Source organism: Stenotrophomonas sp. RIT309 (assembly GCF_000632045.1).
GTDB classification, from domain to species: domain Bacteria; phylum Pseudomonadota; class Gammaproteobacteria; order Xanthomonadales; family Xanthomonadaceae; genus Stenotrophomonas; species Stenotrophomonas indicatrix.
The window spans coordinates 66,466-88,865 of record NZ_JFYS01000018.1 but is presented as its reverse complement, the minus strand read 5'-3'; the positions used below and the strand labels follow the sequence as shown (position 1 = coordinate 88,865).

The window sequence follows — 22,400 nt, the reverse complement described above, 5'->3', positions numbered from 1 at the left end:
CACGGGGGTGGACTGCGTGGGGGTGTCCGCGGCATGGATGCCGCGGCCAAGCCCCCAGGGATGGGTTTACGGCGTCCCCCGCGCAGCCCACCCCGCCCGGCCAAGCACAGCTGTTGCTTGCACGACCACACCAGCCACGAGGGGCTCCGCCGTTGGCCGTATCCCGCCGATAGGCGCGATAATGAAAGGATGGAAACCGTCCGCATCGCCACCCGCAAGAGCCCGCTCGCCCTCTGGCAGAGCGAACACGTCGCCGACCGCCTGCGCCAGGCACATCCCGATCTGCACGTGGAACTGGTGCCGATGAGCACCCGCGGCGATGAAGTGCTTGACCGCTCGCTGGCGGCCATCGGTGGCAAGGGCCTGTTCCTCAAGGAACTGGAGCTGGCCATGCTGCGTGGCGAGGCCGACTGCGCGGTGCACTCGTTGAAGGATGTGCCGATGGAACTGGATGCGCCGTTCGCGCTGCCGGCAATGCTGACCCGCCACGATCCGGCCGATGGTTTCGTCTCCAACCTGTATGCCTCGCTGGATGCACTGCCGATCGGTGCGCGCGTCGGTACCTCGTCACTGCGCCGCCAGGCCCAGCTGCGTGCGCTGCGCCCGGACCTGGAGCTGCTGGACCTGCGCGGCAACGTCAACACCCGTCTGGCCAAGCTCGACAACGGCGGCTACGACGCCATCGTGCTGGCCGTGGCCGGGCTGGAACGGCTGGGCCTGGGCAATCGCATCGTCGCCCGCCTGCAGCCGCCGCAGTGGTTGCCGGCGCCGGCGCAGGGCGCGGTGGCGGTGGAGTGCGATGGCGGCAATGCCGCGCTGATGGCGCTGTTTGCAGGCCTGGATGACGCCGCCACGCGCGCCTGTGTAGAAGCGGAGCGGGCGATGAACCGCGCGCTGCATGGCAGCTGCCATGTGCCGGTGGCGGCGATCGCGCAGTGGCAGGGCCAGGACCTGCACCTGCAGGGGCTGGTCGGCAGCGCCAGTGACGGCCGCGCGGTGCGTGCCGACGCCGTGGGCCCGGCCAGCGACCCGGAAGTGCTGGGCCAGCGCGTGGCGAAGATGCTGCTGGATGCGGGTGCTGGCGAGCTGTTGAACGTCTGAGCCACCGCAGGTAATGCCGGCCAGCGGCCGGCACTACCAAAAGCAGAACGGGCGCCAGGCGCCCGTTTCGCTTATTTGAACTTGTAGACCACGTTCATCGTGGTCAGCGTATCGGTCTTGCGCTTGTCCTCGGCGACGTCGCTGTTGTAACGCGCCTGCCAGCCGGCCTTCAGCGCCAGGTGCTCGTTCATGCTCACCGAGACACCAAAATCGTTCTGGCCGAAGGTGTTGTACGAACCCGATTCGACCAGCAGCGTGTTGATCAGGTCGGTGTTGTCGGTCAGCGAGTACTTCAGGTCGAACAGGCCGCGACCGATCAGGCCGGTGCGGGTGCGGTCGTCCTCGGTGCTGTGGGTGCGGCGCACACCGGGGCCGATCTGCGCATCGAACGAGAAACGCTCGGTGTTCCACAGCCGGGTGCCGTAACCCAGACCGAACGAGCTCTGCCGGTCGTAGGTGGCGAAGTCATCACGCTCGGTACGTACCGTGGCCGTCAGCTGGCGATGTTCGCCCAGCTGCAGCGCGCTGCCTGCACTGCCGGTGTAGCGGTTGGCGGTGGTGTTGTTGCGGCGCGTGGTGGTGCCGTCGTCGCTGGTTTCGGTCACCTTGGAGCTGGAGCGCAGGCCGAACAGGTCCATGCTGTGCACCCAGTCGCCATCGGTGTAGCGCAGGCGCAGGCGGCCGTTGAAGCTCTCGGTGCTGCTGTTGCCACGTGCCGACGCGAAGCCGAGTTCGCCACCACTGCCGCTCCACGGCGAGGACATCGCCGCCAGTTCGGAGGCATCCTGCGCATACGCCAGCGGGGCGCAGAGCAGCAAGGGGACCAGCAGGGACACGCGCAGGGACATCGAGGCTTCTCCGAAGCGGTTGGCAGCCGGTGATGATACTGGAAGCGTGATGACCGTCCGAATCGCCCGTCCCGCCTGCTTCAGCAGGCGTTGTCGGCCAGGCCCATTCAGGGCAGGTCGACCTGCAGGGCAGGATCGTTGAAGCGCGAGTACCGCAGCCGCAGCTGGAAGGGCTTGCCGTTGTTGTGGCCGCTGCGCACGATCTGCCGCGGCAGGCCCTGCGCATCCACCCAGTACTCCAGGCGCTCACCGGCCGTGGCGCCACGCAGGCGGTAGTGGCGGGTGCTGACGCCGTCCAGCGTCTGCTCGCCCAGGTCTTCGGCCTGCAGGGCCTGTGCGGGGATATCGGCAGGCAGCGGGCTGCGCCATTGCTCCAGCAGCCCCGGCGGGGTCGGCACCTGGCGGATCGCATCGTCGGCCTGCAGGAACATGGTGTCGCCGATGATCACCTGTGGTCCGGCAGGGGTCTGTACCCGGAACCGGTCCGGGGCGACGAAGTCCATCGCGGTACGCACCGGCTGCTGCGCGCCCAGCACCTCCAGCTCGGCATGGAAGCTGCGCAGGGCGGCAAAGCGCTGGCTGGCAGACAGCACCGCCTGCGCCGGATCGGCAGCGGGGACGGGCGTCGCAGCGTCGGTGGGCGCCGGTGCGCGGTCGCAGGCGGCCAGCAGCAGGCAGGCCAGCAGGGGCAGGACAGACAACCGGCGCATCGGGCGCTCCACGGGGCAGGGGGCGCCCACGATAGCCCAATCGTCCGCCACAACGCCCGAGACTCGGACATAATCGGGGGCATGGACCGATACGAACGCATCACCGCCCTGCATCGTCTGCTCAAGTCCGCACGCTATCCGGTGACGGTGGCGACCCTGCAGGACAAGCTCGGTTGCTCCCGGGCCACCGTCTACCGCGACCTGGCGTTCCTGCGCGATGCGCTGATGGCGCCGATCGAGGGCGATGGCGAGGCCGGCTTCCGCTACCTGGCCGACGAGAGCGACCGCTTCGAGCTGCCCGGCCTGTGGCTGAGCTCGGAGGAGCTGCACGCCCTGCTGGCCTCGCAGCACCTGCTGGCCCGTACCGGCGGCGGCGTGCTGTCTTCGGTGCTGGCGCCGCTGCAGCAGCGCATCGAGAGCCTGCTGGCCGCCCAGGCCGGTGTTTCCAGCTGGCCGGTGGATCGGGTGCGGGTGATTCCGCACCGTGGCCGCAAGTTCGATGAAGCCAGCTTCCGTTCGGTGGCCTCGGCGGTGCTGGAGCGCAAGCAGCTGGGCTTTGAGTACCGCGCCCGCTCGACCGACGAAGCGACCAAGCGCACCGTATCGCCGCAACGGCTGACCCATTACCGCGACAACTGGTACCTGGACGGCTGGGACCATGATCGCGAGGCCCTGCGCAGCTTCGCGGTGGACCGCATCTACAAGGCGCGGGTGATCGACAGCACCGCCCGCGATGTCGCCGACAGCGAACTGGACGAGCAGCTCGGCGCCAGCTACGGCATCTTCTCCGGTGCGCCCAAGGGCTGGGCAACCATCCTGTTCAGTGCCAAGGCCGCGCGCTGGGTGGCCGACGAGCACTGGCACTCCAAGCAGCAGGGACGCTTCCTCGCCGATGGCCGCTACGAATTGAAAGTGCCCTACAGCGTGTCGCGCGAACTGTTGATGGACGTGTTGCATTACGGGTCCGATGCCGAGATCGTCGAGCCGATGATGCTGCGCGAGCAGGCCAAGGCACTGCTGGAACTGGCCCTGACCAACTACGAAAAATCCTGACACCTCCCCCGAGATCGATTGCGCCCATGAAGAAGACCCTGTTGCTGCCCCTGTTCGCCGCTGCGCTGGCCCTGACCGCCTGCGGCAAGTCCGGTGAGCCTTCGCAGAAGCTGGTGGTGGCCGCCACCGCCGTGCCGCACGCCGAGATCCTGGAAGTGGTCAAGCCGATCCTCAAGCAGGAAGGCGTGGAGCTGGACGTGCGCGTGTTCAACGACTACGTGCAGCCCAACGACCAGCTGGTGCAGAAGCAGGTGGATGCCAACTACTTCCAGACCGAACCGTACCTGGACGCCTACAACCGTGATCGCAAGACCGACCTGACCAAGGTGGTGGGCGTGCACATCGAGCCGTTCGGTGCCTACTCGCGCAAGATCAAGTCGCTGGCCGAACTGCGTGAAGGGGCCGATGTGGTGATCCCCAACGACCCCAGCAACAACAGCCGCGCGCTGATCCTGCTGCACAAGGCCGGCGTGATCGAGCTGAAGGATCCGACCAACGCACTGGCCACCCAGCGCGACATCGTCTCCAACCCGAAGAACCTGAAGTTCCGCGAGCTGGATTCGGCCATGCTGCCGCGCGTGCTCGACCAGGTCGATCTGGCCCTGATCAACACCAACTATGCGCTGGATGCCGGCCTCAACCCGACCAAGGACGCGCTGGCGATCGAGAGCAAGGACTCGCCGTACGTGAACTTCCTGGTCGCCCGCCCGGACAACAAGGACGACGCCCGCGTGCAGAAGCTGGCCAAGGCGCTGACCGGACCGCAGGTGAAGGCCTTCATCGAGACCAAGTACAAGGGCGCGGTGCTGCCGGCGTTCTGACTCTGGGGTAGTGCCGGCCGCTGGCCGGCAACCCAGCAGGTGTACCCGAAGATCACGGTGTTGCCGGCCAGCGGCCGGCACTACCGTCAGTCGACGTGGAAGGCGAGGGTGGCGGCCACGGCCTGCTGCCACCCGGCGTAGAGTTTCTCGCGCCGGGCCACCGCCATCTGCGGTTCGAAGCGGCGATCCAGCCCCCACTGTGCCGCGATCTGTTCGCGGCTCTCCCAGAAGCCGACCGCCAGCCCGGCCAGATAGGCCGCACCCAGCGCGGTGGTCTCGGTCACCCGCGGTCGCAGCAGGGGGACGCCGAGGATGTCGGCCTGGAAGCTGGCAAGGAAGTCGTTGCCGATCGCGCCGCCATCGGCGCGCAGTTCACTGAGCGAGATGCCCGCATCGGACTGCATCGCATCCAGAACGTCGCGGGTCTGGTAGGCCATCGCCTCCAGCGCTGCGCGCACGAAGTGGGCCTTGCCTGTGCCACGGGTCAGGCCGAACATCGCACCGCGCACGTCGCTGCGCCAGTACGGTGCACCCAGGCCGACGAAGGCCGGCACCAGGTACACCCCCGCGCTGTCCGGCACCTGTGCGGCCAAGGCCTGGCTGTCAGCAGCGCGATCGATCATGCGCAGCCCATCGCGCAGCCACTGCACCACCGAGCCGGCGATGAAGATCGACCCCTCCAGCGCGTATTCCACCTTTCCCTCCAGGCCCCAGGCAATGGTGGTCAGCAGGCCATTGCGCGAGCGCACGGCCTGCGTGCCGGTGTGCATCAGCATGAAGCAGCCGGTGCCATAGGTGTTCTTGACCATGCCTGGCTGGAAGCAGGCCTGGCCGAACAGCGCGGCCTGCTGGTCGCCGGCGATGCCGGCAATCGGGATCGGATGGTCGAAGAAGAACTGCGGGCGCGTGTGCGCGTACACCGAACTGGAATCGCGCACCTGCGGCAGCATCGCACGCGGAATGTCCAGCAGGGCCAGCAGGTCCTCGTCCCAGTCCAAGGTGTGGATGTTGAACAGCAGCGTACGCGCGGCGTTGCTGTAGTCGGTCACGTGCGCCTGGCCGCCGCTGAGATTCCACACCAGCCAGCTGTCGATGGTGCCGAACAGCAGCTCGCCGCGCTCGGCCCGCTGCTGCGCGCCGTCGACGTGGTCGAGGATCCAGCGGATCTTGGTGGCCGAGAAATAGGCATCGATCAGCAGGCCGGTACGCTCGCGGATCAGCGCTTCGTGGCCGTCGGACTTCAGCCGCTCGCAGATCGCCTGGCTCTGCCGCGACTGCCAGACGATGGCGTTGTGGATCGGCTGGCCGCTGGCACGGTCCCAGACCACGGTGGTTTCGCGCTGGTTGGTGATGCCCAGTGCGGCGATGTGGCGGGGATCGATCTGTTCGCGGCTGAGCAGTTCGGTGATCGTGGCATAGACGCTGGTCAGGATCTCGCGCGGGTCATGCTCGACCCAGCCCGGCTGTGGAAACAACTGGGCAAACTCGCGCTGCGCGCTGCCGACGATGTCGCCGGCGCGATCGAACAGGATCGCGCGCGAACTGGTGGTTCCCTGGTCGATGGCCAGCACGTAGCGGGGCGTCATGCAGCGTCTCCGGTGGCGATGTTGGGATCGTAATGCATCGGTGGCGCCGGGCCGCGCGCGGCATTACCGGCGACGTGAATCCATCCAGGCCTGCAGCCGTGCCGCCTGTGTCGCGTCCATCTGCAGCCCCAGCTTGCTCCGCCGCCACAGTACATCCTCGGCGCTGCGGGCCCACTCGTGGTCGCACAGGAACGCCACCTCGCGTGCGTGCAGGCCCGCGCCAAAGTCTTCGCCCAGATCGAACAGGCTGCGTGCGCCGTGCAGCAGATCGATGCTGCGACTGCCATAGGCGCTGGCCCAGCGCCGCAGCGTGGCCTCCGGCAGCCAGGGGGCCTGGTGCCGAAGCTGTTCCCGTGCCTGCCCGGCATCGCCCCAGTCGCTGCCGGGCAGTGGCTCGCCTGCCGCCGTCCAGGCGGGGCGGGCGTGCGGCAGATAGGGGCGCAGCAGGTCCAGTGCCTCCTCGGCCAGTACCCGGTACGTGGTCAGCTTGCCGCCCAGCACGTGCAGCGCAGGCGCACCGTCGGCGTCCAGTTGCAGGCGATAGTCACGGCTCAGTTTGGCCGCGCGCGGGTCCGGGTCGGCCAGCAACGGGCGCACGCCGGCAAACTGCCAGACCACCTCGGCAGGTGCGACCGGATCGCGCAGGTAGCCGTTGGCAGCGCTGCACAGGTAGTCCACTTCCGCGGGCAGCACACTGCAGCGTGCGGGGTCGCCGCGATAGTCGGTGTCGGTGGTGCCGATGAGCAGGTGGTCGTGGAAGGGCAGCAGGAACACCACACGGCCGTCGGGCTGCTGCAGCAGGCAGGCGCGGTCGTTCGGCCAGGCGCGGCGCAGCACGATGTGGCTGCCCTGGACCAGGCGCAGCGCAGGTCCGCCGCTGCGGGCGTGCATGCGCTCCAGCAGACCGCCGGCCCAGGGGCCTGCGGCGTTGACCACCGCCTGTGCCTGCACGGTCTGCTGATGGCCTGCGGCGTTTTCCAGTACGGCGTGCCAGCGTCCGTGCCCGCGTTGCAGGTCCACGCAGCGCGTGCCGGTCAGGATGCATGCACCCCGCTGCGCAGCATCGAGCGCGTTGAGGATGACCAGCCGCGCATCATCCACCTGCGCGTCGGCGTAGCTGAAGGCGTGCTGCAGCTGTGGCGACAGCAGCGCGCCGAGTGGATCGTCGTGCAGATCCACGGCGCGCGACGCAGGAAAGGCGGGACCGCGCCGGCCCAGATGGTCGTACAGCCAGAGCCCGAGCCGCAGCATCCAGCGCGGGCGCAGGTGCGGCTGCCACGGAAGCACGAAGCACAGCGGCCGCACCAGGAACGGCGCCTGCCGACGCACCACCTCGCGCTCGCCCAGCGCCTTGCGCACCAGGCCGAACTCGCCCTGTTCCAGATAGCGCAGTCCGCCATGGATCAGCTTGCTGCTGGCGCTGGAGGTGTGTGCTGCCAGGTCGTGCTGTTCGCACAGCAGCACCTTCAGGCCGCGGCCGCTGGCATCACGGGCGATACCGGCGCCGTTGATGCCAGCGCCGATCACCAGCAGGTCGACCTCGTGCATCGCGCCTCCGCATCCCTTCTGTGTAGATTCGACTGTCAGTCGACTCTACAGAACCCGGGTGACGGAAACGACGACGGGCCCCGAAGGGCCCGTCGCGGTACAACAATGACGCAGAAGCGCTTAGAAGCGGGCGCCGATGCCGAAGCCGACGGTCCACGGATCCATCTTCGCTTCGCCGATCTTCTCGCCGCCGACCTTCACGTCCGGACGCGAACGCATGTAGCGGGCGTCGGCACGGGCGAACCAGGTCGAGTTGATGTTCATGTCCACACCGACGGTGCCGATCACGCCCTTGGCGTCCTTCAGGCGGATGTCGGAGTCGCTGCCGTCGGCCAGGGTTTCATTGCTGAAGGCCGACTGGAAGTAGCCCACGCCCACGAACGGACGGAACACGTTGTCAGCCTGGCCGAAGTGGTACTGGCCGCTCAGCGCGACCGGCTGCTGCTCGACGTTGCCGAGGCGGGCATTGCCCGGGCCCTTCACCTTGTGGTCGAACTTGTCTGCAGCGCCCCACAGTTCAACGGCCCAGTTGTCGTTGATGTAGTAGCTGAAGCTGACGGTCGGTGCCGGGCCGCCATCGACCTTCTTGATGCCGTCGATCGGGTCATTCTTCGGCTGCAGCAGCGAGACGCCGCCAACCACGGCAAAATGCTTGCCCGAGGCGGTATCGGTGGTGCTGCTGTCCTGCGCGAAGGCAGCCGGTGCAAACGCGGCGGAGGTCAGCAGGGCGAGGCTCAGGATACGGATGGAGCGCATGGGGGAATCTCCTAATGTTTCTTGTTTTGGGCCCCCGGTTGCGGGGCGAGCACACCGTAGTCGCCCCAACATGAATCGAATCCGACGCGCGTTAAAAATTAGTTCGCACTGTTCAGCGAACAGCGCGAAATCCCTGTTTCCATGCGGTTTCTGTCCTCCTGGAATATTCATGCAGTTGGAGAAGATGTGAGCGCTGCAACGTTGTGCATCGGCCTGCCTGCGCAGGTGAACGCGGATTGCCGGGTGTTGCTGCTGGGTTCAATGCCCGGTATCGCTTCGTTGCAGGCACAGCATTACTACGCGCACCCGCGCAATCGTTTCTGGCCCTTGCTCGGCGATCTGTGCGGCTTCGACCCGGCAATGCCGTACGCGCAGCGACTGCAGGCGCTGGCAGCCAATGGTGTCGGCCTGTGGGATGTGATCGGCCGCTGCAAACGACGCGGAAGCCTGGATGCGGACATCGTGCGTGGCACGGAAGTGGCCAATGCACTTCCCGCACTGATCGCCGCACTGCCTGACCTGCAGCTGATCGGCTGCAACGGTGGCGCGGCGATGCAGGCCTTCCAGCGCTGGGTGCAGCCGCAGCTGGCCACGTCGGCCAAGGTGCTGGCGCTGCCGTCCACCAGTCCGGCCAACGCAGCGTGGTCCTTGCCGCGCCTGCGCCAGGCCTGGCAGCCGGTGGCCGTCGCACTGGCGACATCAAGCGGACATCGGCAGGACAATACGCTACCGACTGGAAGCGCCGGCGGGCCATGAGCAACAGCGTGTCCCGGCTGCGTGCGTACTGAAAACACCTGTAACGGTTGGCGCTGGCTCCCGCTGGCCGCACAATAGACGTTTCCCTACACCAGATTGCCGGAGTTCTCCCCATGGCCGAAATCAAGGAAGCACGTGTCCCCGATATCGGTGACTACAGCGATATCCCGGTAATCGAGGTGCTTGTTGCCGTCGGCGATACGGTGAAGAAGGACCAGGGCCTGGTCACGCTGGAAAGCGATAAAGCGACCATGGAGGTGCCGTCCTCGGTGGCCGGCGTGGTCAAGGAAATCAAGGTCAAGCTGGGCGACAGCCTGTCCGAAGGCAAGGTCGTGGCACTGATCGAAGTGGCCGACGGCGAGGCTGCCCAGCCGGCCGCTGCCGCTGCACCCGCCGCTGCACCCGCACCGGCCAAGGCCGCTGCTCCGGCCGCTGCCACCCAGGCCGCTCCCGCTCCGGCCGCTGCTGCCGCCCCCGCTGCCAGCGGCGGCGCGGTGGAAGCCCTGGTGCCGGATATCGGCGATTACAGCGGCATTCCGGTCATCGAAGTGCTGGTCGCCGTGGGCGATACGGTGAAGAAGGACCAGGGCCTGGTCACGCTGGAAAGCGACAAGGCCACCATGGAAGTGCCGTCGTCGGTCGCCGGCGTGGTCAAGGAGATCAAGGTCAAGGTCGGCGACAACCTGTCGCAGGGCAACGTGGTCGCCATCATCGAAGCCGAAGGCGCTGCCGCCCCGGCCCCGGGCAAGGCTGCCGCCGCTGCTGCCCCGGCCGCCGCCGAGACCGCTACCAAGGTCGAGCCGGTCGCCGTGCCGGCCCAGCCGGACAAGCTGGCCGCCCGCGAGATCGCCAGCGCCCCCTCGGCCGGCGCGCCGACCAGCCCGCCGGTACAGTTCAACGCCGATGGCGTGCTGCCGGCCAAGGTGCCCTACGCATCGCCGGTGGTGCGCGTGTTCGCCCGTGAGCTCGGTGTCGACCTGCTGCAGGTCAGTGGCAGCGAGAAGGGCGGCCGCATCACCAAGGCCGACGTGCAGAAGTTCGTCAAGGCCGCGCTCAGCGGCGGCGCTCCGGCAGCTGCCGGTGGCACCGTGGCTGCCGGCGGTGGCCTCAACCTGCTGCCGTGGCCGAAGGTTGATTTCAGCAAGTTCGGCGACGTTGAAGTGCAGCCGCTGTCGCGCATCAAGAAGATCTCCGGTGCGAACCTGGCCCGCAACTGGGCGATGATCCCGCACGTCACCCAGTTCGAGCAGGCCGACATCACCGACCTGGAAGGCCTGCGCGTGGCGCTGAACAAGGAGAACGAGAAGGCCGGCATCAAGCTGACCATGCTCGCCTTCCTGATCAAGGCCAGCGCCGCGGCGCTGAAGAAGTTCCCGGAGTTCAACGCCTCGCTCGATGCCAGCGGCGAGAACCTGACCCTGAAGAAGTACTTCAACATCGGTTTCGCTGCCGATACCCCGAACGGCCTGGTCGTTCCGGTCATCCGCGACGTCGACAAGAAGGGCGTGGTGCAGATCGCGCAGGAAACCGGCGAGCTGGCCAAGAAGGCGCGTGACGGCAAGCTGGGCCCGGCCGACATGAGCGGCGGTTGCTTCTCGATCAGCTCGCTGGGCGGCATCGGCGGCACCGCGTTCACCCCGATCGTCAATGCCCCGGAAGTGGCCATCCTCGGCGTCTCCAAGTCGTCCATCCAGCCGGTCTGGAATGGCAAGGAGTTCGCACCGAAGCTGATGCTGCCGCTGTCGCTGAGCTACGACCACCGCGTCATCGATGGCGCCCTGGCCGCACGCTTCACCACGTACCTCTCGCAGGTGCTGGCCGACATGCGCCGCGTGCTGCTGTAAGGCACCGCTTCGCCCCCACCGTGCGGCCGCTGCCCCTGGCGCGGCCGCCTGTCGAAACGCAGTGACAGCCCGCCGGCCACGCCGGTCGGGCACGAGGAAAACCCACCATGGCCACGATTGAAATCAAGGTTCCCGACATCGGCGATTACAGCGATGTGCCGGTGATCGAAGTGCTGGTCGCCGTTGGCGATACGGTGAAGAAAGACCAGGGTCTGGTGACCCTGGAGTCGGACAAGGCGACCCTGGAAGTGCCGTCCTCGGCAGCCGGCGTGGTCAAGGAAATCAAGGTCAAGCTGGGCGACACGCTGTCCGAAGGCGCGGTCGTCGTGCTGCTGGAGACCGAAGGCGCCGCTGAAGCGCCGGCCAAGGCCGCTGCGCCGGCCCCGGCGGCCGCCGCCCCGGCCAGCAAGCCGCCGGTGACGCCGTCGCACCGCGCCCCCGCCGAGCCTGCAGCACCGAAGCCGGCACTGGCCAGTGGCAAGGCCGCCGACATCGAGTGCGAAATGGTCGTGCTGGGCTCGGGCCCGGGCGGCTACACCGCCGCCTTCCGCGCCGCCGACGTCGGCCTGGATACGGTGCTGGTCGAGCGCTACGCCAGCCTCGGCGGCGTCTGCCTCAACGTGGGCTGCATTCCGTCCAAGGCACTGCTGCATGCCGCTGCGGTGATCGACGAAGTCGCCCATGCCGGTGATTTCGGCGTCGAGTTCGGCAAGCCGACCATCACCCTGGACAAGCTGCGCCAGTACAAGGAAAAGGTCGTCAACCAGCTGACCAAGGGCCTGGCCGGCATGGCCAAGCAGCGCAAGGTCCGCAATGTGCAGGGCGTTGGTACGTTCGTGTCGGCCAACGAGCTGCTGATCACCGCTGAAGACGGCAGCACCCAGTTGCTGCGCTTCCAGAAGTGCATCATCGCCGCCGGTTCGCAGGCGGTGAAGCTGCCGAACTTCCCGTGGGACGACAAGCGCGTGATGGACTCCACCGACGCACTGGAACTGGCCGAAGTGCCGGGTTCGCTGCTGGTCGTCGGTGGTGGCATCATCGGCCTGGAAATGGCCACCGTGTATGGCGCGCTGGGCAGCAAGGTCACCGTGGTCGAGTTCATGGACCAGCTGATGCCGGGCGCCGACAAGGACCTGGTCAAGCCGCTGGCCGACCGCCTGAAGAAGCAGGGCATTGACGTGCACCTGAAGACCAAGGCCTCCGGCGTGACCGCCGATGCCAAGGGCATCACCGTGACCTTCGAAGCCGCCGAGGAAGGCCAGACGCCGGCATTGGCGCAGGGCACCTTCGACCGCGTGCTGGTGGCCGTGGGTCGTTCGCCGAACGGCAGGAAGATCGATGCTGAAAAGGCCGGCGTGCAGGTGACCGATCGTGGCTTCATTCCGGTCGACCGGCAGATGCGCACCAACGTGCCGCACATCTTTGCCATCGGCGACATCGTCGGCAACCCGATGCTGGCCCACAAGGCCACGCACGAGGGCAAGCTGGCGGCCGAAGTGGCTGCCGGGCACAAGAAGGAGTGGGTGGCACGGGTGATTCCGTCGGTGGCCTACACCAACCCGGAAATCGCCTGGGTTGGCGTCACCGAGACCGAAGCCAAGGCCAAGGGCCTGAAGGTTGGCGTGGCCAAGTTCCCGTGGGCCGCCAGCGGCCGCGCGATCGGCATCGGTCGCACCGAGGGCTTCACCAAGCTGATCTTCGACGAGGACAGCCACCGCATCATCGGCGGTGCGATCGTCGGCGTGCACGCCGGGGACCTGCTGGCCGAGATCGGCCTGGCGATCGAGATGGGTGCCGAGGCCGAGGATATCGGCCACACCATCCATGCGCACCCGACGCTGAGCGAGTCGGTGGCGATGGCCTCGGAAATCTACGACGGCACGATCACCGATCTGTACATGCCGAAGAAGAAATAAGGCGCCCGCGCCTTCCCGAACAAAAAGCCCCGGCATTGCCGGGGTTTTTTTGTTTCTCCGTTCCGGATTTTTGCGAGCTGTAGGGCCGCTGCGCGGGCGGCAGGCATTTCGACAAATGTCCCCCGTCGCCCGCCTTCGGCGGTCGCCTCCTCCTTTACTTTGTCGAAACGCCTGCCGCCCGCGCAGCGGCTCGGCTTGCGGAAGGCGGAAGCCACAACCACTCCCACCGCAGCGGCTGCCTGGATGCCTGACACGCGGAGGGAGAGGGGGCTGGGTGCGAAGTATAGGAGGAGGTGACGGCCGCAGGCCGGCGCCGGGGGACATTCGCACCCCGCCCCCTCTCCCTCCAGCGCTCGACCAACCCGCTTCTGCTCTTCTGCCAGGAAGCCACAAAAAAACGCGGCCCCCGATGTTCCGGAGGCCGCGCCAGGAGAGAGAATGCTGTGGAAGGGGAGCAGGGTTTAGAAGGTGACGCTGATACCCGCCACCGGGCCCTTGAATTCCTGCTTCAGGCCGATGGTGCCGTCGCTGCCCTTCTTGTCCGCATCCAGCTTGAACCAGTCGTAGCCGGCGAACACGCCGAAGTTCTGGGTGAAGCGGTAATCGACGATCGCGTTGGCGCGGCTGAGGTCACCCTTGTAGTCGTCGAAGCTGCCCCAGCGCGTGTTGAGGTACTGGCCCTGCAGGGTGATCATCCACTTTTCGGACGGGGTGAAGCTCAGGCGTGCACCGACCACCGGCGCCACACCGTCGGTCTTCTCGTCCAGGAACTGGCCTTCATACACCGTGCCCAGGTCGGCGTAGCCCTTGGTGCTGACCTTGGCGTATTCGGCACCCAGCTGCAGGCCGAGATCGAACTTCTCGGTGTCCACCACCGAGTAGTCATACACCAGGCTGGCCACCTGGTACTTCAGCTCGGCCTTGACGAAGCTGTCGGCCGGCACGTTGACGTTGCCGAAGGAAATGTCCTGGCCAAGCGTCTCGCGGCGGTCCTTGTCGTACTTGAAGTAGTTGAACAGCAGGCGCTGGCGGTTGCTGATGCGGAACATGCCGTCGATGCGCGGCTCCCATTCCTTGCCACCCAGCTTGAAGTCCTCGGAGAAGCCGATGTCCTGGCCGGCGACATTGGTGTTGCCGCGCAGGGTGTTGTCCGAGTCGATGTTCATCGCACCCAGGCGCAGGGCGAAGCGGTCATCGCCTTCGGCGGCATGGGCGGAGGAGGCGAACGACGCGCCGGCGGCGAGAAGCGAGAGGGCGAGCAGGGTGGGGACGGAGCGCATCGAAAGAGTCCTTGCAGTGGTTCATCGGAATGAAGGCCACTTTGCCGGACGTCGCTGTCCACCATTCGTGAAGGTATGGTCCACGCGATGTGGACGGTTCAGCGCTGTCAGCGCCCTGCGAAAAGATGGCCCCGGAGCGGCGCTTCGGGGCCATCATGGGGACCTGCAGGCGAAGCGTCGACGAGGTAGCTGCAGGCAGGTCGGAAGATGGGACCACTGCCGTCGGCGGAAAGTTCCGCCGCCTGCGACCAAAGTTCAATGCGCTGCACCGCAACATCGCGCAGATGGCATTGTCCCCGTGGTGGGCTGCAAAACCGCAGCCCTTACCGCAACTTGCGCTGTTCCGATATGAACAGGCAGCGGTTGTCTCGCAAATTGTCCCATTGCTATAATTTGGCGGCTCGATGAGGCCCCCCCTGCTGTAGTCGCCTCAGCCATCCACTTGTAACCACGCGGGACGTCCTGTGCTGAACTCCGTAGAAACGGGTCGGCGACTGATGCTGCGCGCCGCGGTCTACCCGCTGGCCGCGGTGGCTGTCCTGGCTCTGGCCTTCCTGCTGGTGGGGCCGAAGTATGCCCTTGGTGCCCTGGCATCCGGTGTGGCGGTTTCGGCCGGTGGTTGGGTGGCGGCACGGATGGCGCTGGGTGGTGGTGCGCTGGGGGCCGGTTCGGCCATGGCACGCCTGATCGTTGCGATCGTGGCCAAGTGGGCGCTCGTTTTTGGTGTCCTGATGGTGGGGTTCCTGGTCTTCAAGCTGCCTGCACTGGCGCTGTTGGCCGGTATCGCCGTCGGGCTGATGTTCCAGGTCCTGGCCATGGCCAGGCGCTAATCGAATTCATTTAACTTAAGGTTCCGGACACATGGCAGGCGAGGCGCTTACACCCACCTCCTACATCCAGCATCACCTGCACAATCTGACTGCAGGTCATGGCACCCCGTGGGCGATCCACGTGGACACGCTGGTAACCTCGCTGCTGATGGGCCTGGTGATGGTCGTCGCCTTCTGGATGGCGACCCGCAAGGCCACCTCCGGCGTGCCGGGCAAGTGGCAGGCATTCGTCGAGATCTGCCTGGAGTTCGTTGACCGCCAGGCCAAGGACACCTATCACGGCACCAGCAAGCTGGTGACCCCGATCGCGATCACGATCTTCTTCTGGATCCTCCTGATGAACCTCATCAAGATGATCCCGGCCGACTTCATCGCCAAGCCGCTCGAACTGATGGGCGTGCCGTACTGGAAGCCGGTCCCCACCGCTGACGTCAATGCCACCCTGGGCATGTCGATCAGCGTGTTCTTCCTGATGCTGTTCTTCGCGTTGCGCGCCAAGGGTATTGGTGGTTTCACCAAGGAATTCCTGACCGCACCGTTCGGCAAGTGGATGATGCCGTTCAACCTGATCCTGAACATCGTCGAGTGGCTGAGCAAGCCGATTTCGCTGGCGATGCGACTGTTCGGCAACATGTTCGGCGGTGAAATCGTGTTCCTGCTGATCTGGGTGCTGGGCGGTGCAGGTATCGCCGGCATGTTTGCAGGCGCGTTCGCCGGCTTCGGCTGGATGCTGTTCCACCTGCTGGTGATCCCGCTGCAGGCCTTCATCTTCATGATGCTGTCCATCGTGTACCTGAGCCTGTCGGAAGACGCTCACTGAGTTTCGCTTCACCCTTCATCCGTTTGTTTCTAAACCCTTAGCAATCAAGTTCCTGGAGAAAACCATGTACTTCGCCGTCCTGACCAATCTCGCCCAAGTTCAGAGCTCCACCGTCCTCGCCGTCGGCATCATGATCGGCCTGGCCGCGCTGGGCGCCGGTCTGGGTCTGGCCATCATGGCCGGTAAGTTCCTGGAGTCGGCCGCGCGCCAGCCGGAACTGATCCCGGTCCTGCAGGTCCGCATGTTCATCACCGCCGGCCTGATCGACGCCGCCTTCATCATCTCGGTCGCCGTGGGCCTGCTGTTCGCCTTCGCCAACCCGCTGGTCGGCGAGTTCGTCTCGCGCCTGCCGGCAATCGCTGGCTGATCCAGCGAAAGTGAAACGACCGGGCGCCGCAGGCGCCTGGTCGCGGATGAAGGTTCGGAGGCGCCGCCCGTGTGGCGGCGCATCCATCCCGTCACAACCGACTGAGCGAACCCCATGGATATCGGTTTTACCCTCATCGCCCAGGCCCTGGCCTTTGCCGCCCTGATCTGGCTCATCGCGACCAAGATCTGGCCGCCGCTGATGAACGCGATCGAAGAGCGCCAGCAGAAGATCGCTGAAGGCCTCGCTGCTGCCGACCGCAGCCAGAAAGATCTGGCCCAGGCGCAGGACAAGGTCAATGAAGCGCTGAAGGAAGCCCGCACCAAGGCCAACGAGATCATCGACCAGGCCCACGCGCGTGCCAACCAGATCGTCGACGCGGCCCGCAACGAAGCTGTTGCCGAAGCCACCCGTCAGAAGGACCTGGCCCAGGCCGAAATCGACGCCGCCGCCAACCGTGCCCGTGAAGATCTGCGCAAGCAGGTGTCCGCGCTGGCCGTGACCGGTGCCGAAAAGCTGCTCAAGCGCGAAATCGACGCCAACGCCCACAAGGCGCTGCTCGACGAGCTGGCCTCGGAGATTTAAGGATGAGCCAGGCCCTCACGCTTGCCCGCCCGTACGCCCGCGCCGCCTTCGCGACCGCGCGTGACGAAGGCGCGTTCGCGCCGTGGTCGGACGCTTTGGCGTTCTCCGCCCACGTCGCCGCCGACCCGCGCGTGGCGGCCCTGCTCGCCAACCCGGAGCTGGGTCGCGATGACGCCATCGCCCTGCTGGCGCCGGAGTCCCGCGGCGAGACCTACTCGCGCTTCCTGGCTGTGCTTGCCGAGTCGCATCGTCTGCCGCTGCTGCCGGAGATCGCCGGCATGTTCGACGCCCTGCGCGCCGAGGCCGAGCACGTGGTCAAGGCCACGGTGACCTCCGCGGCCGAGCTGTCGGTTGCCGAGCTGGACGCGATCAAGGCCGCGCTGCGCAAGCGCTTCAACCGCGAGGTCGAAGTGGCCACCGCGGTCGACGCCTCGCTGATCGGCGGCGCTGTGATCGACGCCGGCGACGTGGTCATCGATGGTTCGCTGAAGGGCAAGCTGGCCCGTCTGCAGACCGCGCTCGCTAACTGAATTCATTTAACGTCCGGCCCCGCTGCCGGCACTAGGACTTGACGATGGCAACCACGCTCAACCCCTCCGAAATCAGCGAACTGATCAAGAACCGCATCGAGAAGGTCAAGCTGGCCGCGGAATCGCGCAACGAAGGCACCGTGACCAGCGTGTCCGACGGCATCGTGCGCATCTTCGGTCTGGCCGACGTGATGCAGGGCGAAATGATCGAACTGCCGAACAACACTTTTGCCCTGGCCCTGAACCTGGAGCGCGACTCGGTCGGCGCCGTGGTCCTGGGTGGCTACGAGAACGTGCGCGAAGGTGACGTCGCCAAGACCACCGGCCGCATCCTGGAAGTGCCGGTCGGTCCGGAACTGCTGGGCCGCGTCGTCAACGCGCTCGGCGAGCCGATCGACGGCAAGGGCCCGCTGGCCACCCAGCTGACCGCTCCGGTGGAGCGCGTTGCTCCGGGCGTGATCTGGCGCAAGTCGGTCGACCAGCCGGTGCAGACCGGTTACAAGTCGGTCGACTCGATGATCCCGATCGGCCGTGGCCAGCGCGAGCTGGTCATCGGTGACCGCCAGACCGGCAAGACCGCACTGGCCATCGATGCGGTGATCAACCAGAAGGGCACCGGCATCAAGTGCGTGTACGTAGCGATCGGCCAGAAGGCTTCGACCGTTGCCAACATCGTGCGCAAGCTGGAAGAGAACGGCGCCCTGGCGCACACCATCGTGGTGGCTGCCACCGCGTCCGAATCGGCCGCGATGCAGTACATCAGCGCCTACTCGGGCTGCACCATGGGCGAGTACTTCATGGACCGCGGCGAAGACGCGCTGATCGTGTACGACGATCTGTCCAAGCAGGCCGTGGCCTACCGCCAGATCTCGCTGCTGCTGAAGCGCCCGCCGGGCCGTGAAGCCTACCCGGGTGACGTGTTCTACCTGCACTCCCGTCTGCTCGAGCGCGCTGCCCGCGTGTCCGAAGAGTACGTCGAGAAGTTCACCAACGGTGCGGTGACCGGCAAGACCGGTTCGCTGACCGCGCTGCCGATCATCGAGACCCAGGCCGGCGACGTTTCCGCGTTCGTTCCGACCAACGTGATCTCGATCACCGACGGCCAGATCTTCCTGGAAACCGATCTGTTCAACGCCGGCATCCGCCCGGCCGTGAACGCCGGTATCTCGGTGTCGCGCGTCGGTGGTTCGGCGCAGACCAAGATCATCAAGAAGCTGTCCGGCGGCATCCGTATCTCGCTGGCCCAGTACCGCGAGCTGGCTGCGTTCGCGCAGTTCGCCTCGGACCTGGACGAAGCCACCCGCAAGCAGCTTGAGCGCGGCCAGCGCGTCACCGAGCTGATGAAGCAGAAGCAGTACGCGCCGATGTCGATCGCCAACCAGGCGCTGTCGATCTACGCCGTCAACGAGGGTTACCTCGACGACGTGCCGGTCAGCAAGCTGCTGGCGTTCGAAGAAGGCCTGCACGCGCATTTCGCCAACACCCAGGGCGAACTGATCGGCAAGGTCAACGCCACCGGCGGTTGGGACAACGACATCGAAGGTGCCTTCAAGAAGGGCATCGTCGAGTTCAAGACCACCGGCAGCTGGTAATCGAGGTCCTGTAGAGCGGAGCGATGCTCCGCTGGACCAGACGATCAAACGGTTGAACAACGCGGGGCCCCGGCCCCGCGCCACGGGAATAAAAGATGGCAAGCGGACGCGAAATCAAAACCAAGATCAAGAGCGTGCAGAACACCCGCAAGGTGACGCGCGCCCTGGAAATGGTCTCGGCCTCCAAGATCCGCAAGGCGCAGGATCGGATGAAGACCTCGCGTCCGTACGCGCAGGCGATGAAGCAGGTGATCGGCCACCTGGCGCAGGCCAGCACCGACTACCAGCATCCGTTCCTGGTCGAGCGTGAGCAGGTCAAGCGGGTCGGTTTCATCGTGATCTCCTCCGATCGCGGTCTGGCCGGCGGCCTCAACAACAACCTGTTCCGCAGGATGCTTGGCGAAGCCAAGGCCTGGCAGGACAAGGGCGCCGAAGTGGACCTGGTGACCATCGGCCAGAAGGCATCGACCTTCTTCCGCCGGGTCAAGGTGAACATGGTCGGCACGGTGACCCACATCGGCGACACGCCGAAGCTGGAATCGCTGATCGGTGTGATCAAGGTCATGCTCGACGCCTTCACCGAAGGCAAGGTCGACCGCGTGTACCTGGTCTACAACCGCTTCGTCAACACGATGACGCAGAAGGCCAGCTTCGATCAGCTGCTGCCGCTGCCGGCCGCTGAGAAGCAGGTTGCGCACCACGACTGGGACTACCTGTACGAACCCGATGCCGCGACCGTGCTCGAGCACGTGATGACGCGTTACATCGAGTCGCTGGTGTACCAGGCGCTGCTGGAAAACGTCGCTTCCGAGCATGCCGCGCGCATGGTGGCGATGAAGTCGGCCAGTGACAACGCCAACAAGCTGATCGGAACCCTGCAGCTGGTCTACAACAAGGCCCGCCAGGCAGCGATCACCCAGGAAATCTCCGAAATCGTCGGCGGCGCGGCAGCAGTCTGACCGCGTTCGTTAAAAGCACACATTTAGAGGATGCAGCAATGAGTCAGGGCAAGATCGTTCAGATCATCGGCGCCGTCGTCGACGTCGAATTCCCCCGCGAGTCGGTGCCGAAGGTGTACCACGCGCTGAAGGTGGACAACACCGAAATCACCCTGGAAGTGCAGCAGCAGCTCGGTGACGGCGTGGTCCGCTGCATCGCGCTGGGCTCCACCGATGGCCTGAAGCGCAACCTGGTGGCCACCAACACCGGCCGCGGCATCTCCGTGCCGGTCGGCGCTGGCACCCTGGGCCGCATCATGGACGTGCTCGGCCGCCCGATCGACGAAGCCGGTCCGGTCGCCTCCAGCGACACCTGGGAAATCCACCGCGCTGCTCCGTCGTATGAAGACCAGTCCCCGGCCACCGAGCTGCTGGAAACCGGCATCAAGGTCATCGACCTGATGTGCCCGTTCGCCAAGGGCGGCAAGGTCGGCCTGTTCGGCGGCGCCGGCGTCGGCAAGACCGTCAACATGATGGAACTGATCAACAACATCGCCAAGGCGCACAGCGGTCTGTCCGTGTTCGCCGGCGTGGGTGAGCGTACCCGTGAGGGCAACGACTTCTACCACGAGATGAAGGACTCCAACGTCCTGGACAAGGTCGCGATGGTGTACGGCCAGATGAACGAGCCGCCGGGCAACCGTCTGCGCGTCGCCCTGACCGGCCTGACCATGGCCGAGTACTTCCGCGACGAGAAGGACGAGAACGGCAAGGGCAAGGACGTGCTGCTGTTCGTCGACAACATCTACCGCTACACCCTGGCCGGTACCGAAGTGTCGGCACTGCTGGGTCGTATGCCGTCGGCAGTGGGTTACCAGCCGACCCTGGCCGAGGAAATGGGCGTCCTGCAGGAGCGCATCACCTCGACCAAGAATGGTTCGATCACCTCGATCCAGGCCGTCTACGTGCCGGCCGATGACTTGACCGATCCGTCGCCGGCGACCACCTTCGCCCACCTTGACTCGACCGTGACCCTGTCGCGTTCGATCGCTTCGCTGGGTATCTACCCGGCGGTCGATCCGCTGGACTCCACCAGCCGCCAGATGGACCCGCTGGTCATCGGCCACGAGCACTACGACACCGCCCAGCGCGTCCAGCAGACCCTGCAGAAGTACAAGGAACTGAAGGACATCATCGCCATCCTGGGCATGGACGAACTGTCCGAAGAAGACAAGCAGGCCGTGTCGCGCGCCCGCAAGATCGAGCGCTTCTTCAGCCAGCCGTTCCACGTGGCCGAAGTGTTCACCGGCTCGCCGGGCAAGTACGTGTCGCTGAAGGACACCATCCGTGGCTTCAAGGCCATCGTCGATGGCGAGTACGACCACCTGCCGGAGCAGGCGTTCTACATGGTCGGCAGCATCGAAGAAGCGGTCGAGAAGGCCAAGAAGATGGCCGAGAAGGCCTGATGCGGCGGGGACGGGCACACGCCCGTCCCGACCGTGACACGGGGTGGGCCTGCGCCCACCGCTGCGGAATCCCTGCGGTGGGTTCGACCCGCCCCCTAGCGAAGAGAGTTACATGAGCACCATCCGTTGCGACATCGTCAGCGCCGAGCAGGAAATCTTCCGTGGCGAAGCGACCCTGGTCGTGGCCACCGGTGAGCTGGGCGAACTGGGCATCGCGCCCAAGCACGCACCGCTGATCACCCGCCTGAAGCCGGGCAAGGTGGTAGTGACCACGCCGAGCGGCGAGCAGCTGGATTTCGCCATTTCCGGCGGCATCCTGGAAGTGCAGCCGCAGGTGGTGACCGTGCTGGCCGACACCGCGATCCGCGCACAGGACATCGACGAAGCCTCGGTCCGCAAGGCCAAGGAAGAAGCCGAACGCATCCTGGCCAACCGCGGCGAAGCGATGGAAGTGGCTGAAGCCCAGCAGAAGCTGGCAGAGGCCGTCGTTCAGCTGCAGGCGCTTGAGCGCCTGCGCAAGACCCTCAAGCACTGAGGTCCAGCGCCATCAAGCAGGAACGCCGGCCCAGTGCCGGCGTTTTTGTATGTGTCGACAACGCAGGGGAAACGCCGTTACCGGTACACGACATGGCGCAGCAGCAGGAAAGACACCACCGCCAGGCCCGCTTCCACCAGCGGCTTTGCCAGCCAGGCGTACCGCAGGCCCAGCGCATGGTCGGCGGCGGCCACCAGCAGCGTGCTGGCCGCGGTCAGCAGCAGCCACAGCGGCAGGAATCGTGCGAAGCGGCGCCAGCCCAGGCGCTGCCCGTTGGCGTCGGCGAAGGTGATGCGTCCATTGAGCCAGAAACCCAGCAGCATGCCGGCCATGCGTCCGCAGACGTTGCCGGGCGCAGCCGGCATGCCGGCCGCCGTCGCCAGCACGAACACCGCCCAGTCCAGCAGCAACTGCAGCAGGCCGATGACGAGATAGGAACGGCCTTGGCGGAGCAGGCTCATGGTGCCGGGGTCATGGTGGGGGCTCCATGTTAACGGCCCCCGTTCTAGAATCACCGC

At 66.1% G+C, this 22,400-nt stretch carries 22 protein-coding genes; 15 read left to right on the top strand and 7 right to left on the bottom strand.

Annotation, left to right across the window (positions count from 1 at the left end; genetic code table 11):
- The first annotated feature begins 189 nt into the window (after positions 1-189).
- On the top strand, positions 190-1,101 hold the full coding sequence (gene hemC / locus BW38_RS08915) for a hydroxymethylbilane synthase (protein ID WP_025877394.1): 912 nt from the start codon (positions 190-192) through the stop codon (positions 1,099-1,101).
- 71 nt (positions 1,102-1,172) lie between these two features.
- Here hemC and BW38_RS08920 read toward each other — a convergent pair whose 3' ends face one another.
- Positions 1,173-1,949 (bottom strand): DUF481 domain-containing protein, encoded by a 777-nt coding sequence (locus tag BW38_RS08920; RefSeq protein WP_025877391.1) that lies wholly within the window; start codon positions 1,947-1,949, stop codon positions 1,173-1,175.
- Between the two features lie 107 nt (positions 1,950-2,056).
- Complete coding sequence (locus tag BW38_RS08925) at positions 2,057-2,659, bottom strand: hypothetical protein (protein ID WP_032976576.1); 603 nt, start codon at positions 2,657-2,659, stop codon at positions 2,057-2,059.
- An 81-nt stretch (positions 2,660-2,740) separates the two neighbouring features.
- Here BW38_RS08925 and BW38_RS08930 point away from each other — a divergent pair, with 81 nt between their 5' ends.
- Both BW38_RS08930 and BW38_RS08935 read left to right on the top strand, forming a co-directional pair.
- Positions 2,741-3,712 (top strand): YafY family protein, encoded by a 972-nt coding sequence (locus BW38_RS08930; RefSeq protein WP_025877388.1) that lies wholly within the window; start codon positions 2,741-2,743, stop codon positions 3,710-3,712.
- A 26-nt stretch (positions 3,713-3,738) separates the two neighbouring features.
- On the top strand, positions 3,739-4,533 hold the full coding sequence (locus BW38_RS08935; protein WP_032976575.1) for a MetQ/NlpA family ABC transporter substrate-binding protein: 795 nt from the start codon (positions 3,739-3,741) through the stop codon (positions 4,531-4,533).
- A gap of 86 nt (positions 4,534-4,619) precedes the next feature.
- On the opposite strand, the gene glpK is transcribed toward BW38_RS08935, so the two are convergent.
- From glpK to BW38_RS08950, 3 genes are all read right to left on the bottom strand, one after another.
- Positions 4,620-6,119 carry a glycerol kinase GlpK gene (gene glpK / locus BW38_RS08940; RefSeq protein ID WP_032976574.1) on the bottom strand — a complete coding sequence of 500 codons (1,500 nt, stop codon included), beginning with the start codon at positions 6,117-6,119 and terminating at the stop codon, positions 4,620-4,622.
- Between the two features lie 63 nt (positions 6,120-6,182).
- Positions 6,183-7,667, bottom strand: a complete 1,485-nt coding sequence (gene glpD / locus BW38_RS08945; RefSeq protein ID WP_032976573.1) for a glycerol-3-phosphate dehydrogenase — start codon at positions 7,665-7,667, stop codon at positions 6,183-6,185.
- Between the two features lie 120 nt (positions 7,668-7,787).
- Entirely contained in the window at positions 7,788-8,423 is a 636-nt protein-coding gene (locus BW38_RS08950; protein ID WP_025877381.1) for an OmpW family outer membrane protein, read from the bottom strand.
- A 186-nt stretch (positions 8,424-8,609) separates the two neighbouring features.
- Between BW38_RS08950 and BW38_RS08955 the strand changes: the two genes are divergently transcribed.
- From BW38_RS08955 to lpdA, 3 genes are all read left to right on the top strand, one after another.
- Positions 8,610-9,179 (top strand): DNA-deoxyinosine glycosylase, encoded by a 570-nt coding sequence (locus BW38_RS08955; RefSeq protein WP_051585033.1) that lies wholly within the window; start codon positions 8,610-8,612, stop codon positions 9,177-9,179.
- A gap of 113 nt (positions 9,180-9,292) precedes the next feature.
- The gene (aceF, locus tag BW38_RS08960; protein WP_032976572.1) at positions 9,293-11,023 is read left to right on the top strand and encodes a dihydrolipoyllysine-residue acetyltransferase; all 1,731 of its coding nucleotides are present in this window, start codon (positions 9,293-9,295) and stop codon (positions 11,021-11,023) included.
- 107 nt (positions 11,024-11,130) lie between these two features.
- Positions 11,131-12,939 (top strand): dihydrolipoyl dehydrogenase, encoded by a 1,809-nt coding sequence (gene lpdA / locus BW38_RS08965; RefSeq protein ID WP_032976571.1) that lies wholly within the window; start codon positions 11,131-11,133, stop codon positions 12,937-12,939.
- A 461-nt stretch (positions 12,940-13,400) separates the two neighbouring features.
- Here lpdA and BW38_RS08970 read toward each other — a convergent pair whose 3' ends face one another.
- Positions 13,401-14,219 (bottom strand): hypothetical protein, encoded by an 819-nt coding sequence (locus tag BW38_RS08970; RefSeq protein ID WP_025877373.1) that lies wholly within the window; start codon positions 14,217-14,219, stop codon positions 13,401-13,403.
- Between the two features lie 497 nt (positions 14,220-14,716).
- Here BW38_RS08970 and BW38_RS08975 point away from each other — a divergent pair, with 497 nt between their 5' ends.
- The 9 genes from BW38_RS08975 (at position 14,717) to BW38_RS09015 (ending at position 21,882) form a co-directional block, all read left to right on the top strand.
- Positions 14,717-15,049, top strand: coding sequence for a hypothetical protein (locus BW38_RS08975; protein ID WP_032952006.1), 333 nt, complete (start codon positions 14,717-14,719; stop codon positions 15,047-15,049).
- A 31-nt stretch (positions 15,050-15,080) separates the two neighbouring features.
- Positions 15,081-15,869: a F0F1 ATP synthase subunit A gene (atpB, locus tag BW38_RS08980; protein WP_025877369.1), complete on the top strand. Its 789-nt coding sequence runs from the start codon at positions 15,081-15,083 to the stop codon at positions 15,867-15,869.
- A 64-nt stretch (positions 15,870-15,933) separates the two neighbouring features.
- Positions 15,934-16,236 (top strand): F0F1 ATP synthase subunit C, encoded by a 303-nt coding sequence (gene atpE, locus BW38_RS08985; protein WP_025877367.1) that lies wholly within the window; start codon positions 15,934-15,936, stop codon positions 16,234-16,236.
- A 114-nt stretch (positions 16,237-16,350) separates the two neighbouring features.
- Entirely contained in the window at positions 16,351-16,821 is a 471-nt protein-coding gene (locus BW38_RS08990) for a F0F1 ATP synthase subunit B (RefSeq protein ID WP_025877365.1), read from the top strand.
- A gap of 2 nt (positions 16,822-16,823) precedes the next feature.
- Positions 16,824-17,351 (top strand): F0F1 ATP synthase subunit delta, encoded by a 528-nt coding sequence (locus BW38_RS08995; protein WP_025877363.1) that lies wholly within the window; start codon positions 16,824-16,826, stop codon positions 17,349-17,351.
- A gap of 44 nt (positions 17,352-17,395) precedes the next feature.
- The gene (atpA, locus tag BW38_RS09000) at positions 17,396-18,943 is read left to right on the top strand and encodes a F0F1 ATP synthase subunit alpha (protein WP_025877361.1); all 1,548 of its coding nucleotides are present in this window, start codon (positions 17,396-17,398) and stop codon (positions 18,941-18,943) included.
- 95 nt (positions 18,944-19,038) lie between these two features.
- Complete coding sequence (atpG, locus tag BW38_RS09005) at positions 19,039-19,902, top strand: F0F1 ATP synthase subunit gamma (protein ID WP_025877359.1); 864 nt, start codon at positions 19,039-19,041, stop codon at positions 19,900-19,902.
- A 38-nt stretch (positions 19,903-19,940) separates the two neighbouring features.
- Positions 19,941-21,347, top strand: coding sequence for a F0F1 ATP synthase subunit beta (gene atpD / locus BW38_RS09010; RefSeq protein WP_025877357.1), 1,407 nt, complete (start codon positions 19,941-19,943; stop codon positions 21,345-21,347).
- 112 nt (positions 21,348-21,459) lie between these two features.
- Positions 21,460-21,882, top strand: coding sequence for a F0F1 ATP synthase subunit epsilon (locus BW38_RS09015; protein WP_025877355.1), 423 nt, complete (start codon positions 21,460-21,462; stop codon positions 21,880-21,882).
- Between the two features lie 77 nt (positions 21,883-21,959).
- On the opposite strand, the gene BW38_RS09020 is transcribed toward BW38_RS09015, so the two are convergent.
- A complete protein-coding gene (locus BW38_RS09020; RefSeq protein ID WP_032976570.1) occupies positions 21,960-22,343 on the bottom strand; it encodes a GtrA family protein in 384 nt (127 codons plus the stop codon).
- Between the last annotated feature and the right edge of the window lie 57 nt (positions 22,344-22,400).

Coding starts and splice junctions, on each gene's coding strand:
- atpG (WP_025877359.1), top strand. CDS start 19,039: ATGGCAAGCGGACGCGAAATCAAAACCAAGATCAAGAGCGTGCAGAAC.
- aceF (WP_032976572.1), top strand. CDS start 9,293: ATGGCCGAAATCAAGGAAGCACGTGTCCCCGATATCGGTGACTACAGC.
- BW38_RS08920 (WP_025877391.1), bottom strand. CDS start 1,949: ATGTCCCTGCGCGTGTCCCTGCTGGTCCCCTTGCTGCTCTGCGCCCCG.
- atpD (WP_025877357.1), top strand. CDS start 19,941: ATGAGTCAGGGCAAGATCGTTCAGATCATCGGCGCCGTCGTCGACGTC.
- BW38_RS08995 (WP_025877363.1), top strand. CDS start 16,824: ATGAGCCAGGCCCTCACGCTTGCCCGCCCGTACGCCCGCGCCGCCTTC.
- atpB (WP_025877369.1), top strand. CDS start 15,081: ATGGCAGGCGAGGCGCTTACACCCACCTCCTACATCCAGCATCACCTG.
- glpK (WP_032976574.1), bottom strand. CDS start 6,119: ATGACGCCCCGCTACGTGCTGGCCATCGACCAGGGAACCACCAGTTCG.
- atpA (WP_025877361.1), top strand. CDS start 17,396: ATGGCAACCACGCTCAACCCCTCCGAAATCAGCGAACTGATCAAGAAC.
- BW38_RS08975 (WP_032952006.1), top strand. CDS start 14,717: ATGCTGCGCGCCGCGGTCTACCCGCTGGCCGCGGTGGCTGTCCTGGCT.
- hemC (WP_025877394.1), top strand. CDS start 190: ATGGAAACCGTCCGCATCGCCACCCGCAAGAGCCCGCTCGCCCTCTGG.
- atpE (WP_025877367.1), top strand. CDS start 15,934: ATGTACTTCGCCGTCCTGACCAATCTCGCCCAAGTTCAGAGCTCCACC.
- BW38_RS09020 (WP_032976570.1), bottom strand. CDS start 22,343: ATGAGCCTGCTCCGCCAAGGCCGTTCCTATCTCGTCATCGGCCTGCTG.
- BW38_RS09015 (WP_025877355.1), top strand. CDS start 21,460: ATGAGCACCATCCGTTGCGACATCGTCAGCGCCGAGCAGGAAATCTTC.
- BW38_RS08930 (WP_025877388.1), top strand. CDS start 2,741: ATGGACCGATACGAACGCATCACCGCCCTGCATCGTCTGCTCAAGTCC.
- BW38_RS08990 (WP_025877365.1), top strand. CDS start 16,351: ATGGATATCGGTTTTACCCTCATCGCCCAGGCCCTGGCCTTTGCCGCC.
- BW38_RS08950 (WP_025877381.1), bottom strand. CDS start 8,423: ATGCGCTCCATCCGTATCCTGAGCCTCGCCCTGCTGACCTCCGCCGCG.
- BW38_RS08925 (WP_032976576.1), bottom strand. CDS start 2,659: ATGCGCCGGTTGTCTGTCCTGCCCCTGCTGGCCTGCCTGCTGCTGGCC.
- lpdA (WP_032976571.1), top strand. CDS start 11,131: ATGGCCACGATTGAAATCAAGGTTCCCGACATCGGCGATTACAGCGAT.
- glpD (WP_032976573.1), bottom strand. CDS start 7,667: ATGCACGAGGTCGACCTGCTGGTGATCGGCGCTGGCATCAACGGCGCC.
- BW38_RS08970 (WP_025877373.1), bottom strand. CDS start 14,219: ATGCGCTCCGTCCCCACCCTGCTCGCCCTCTCGCTTCTCGCCGCCGGC.
- BW38_RS08935 (WP_032976575.1), top strand. CDS start 3,739: ATGAAGAAGACCCTGTTGCTGCCCCTGTTCGCCGCTGCGCTGGCCCTG.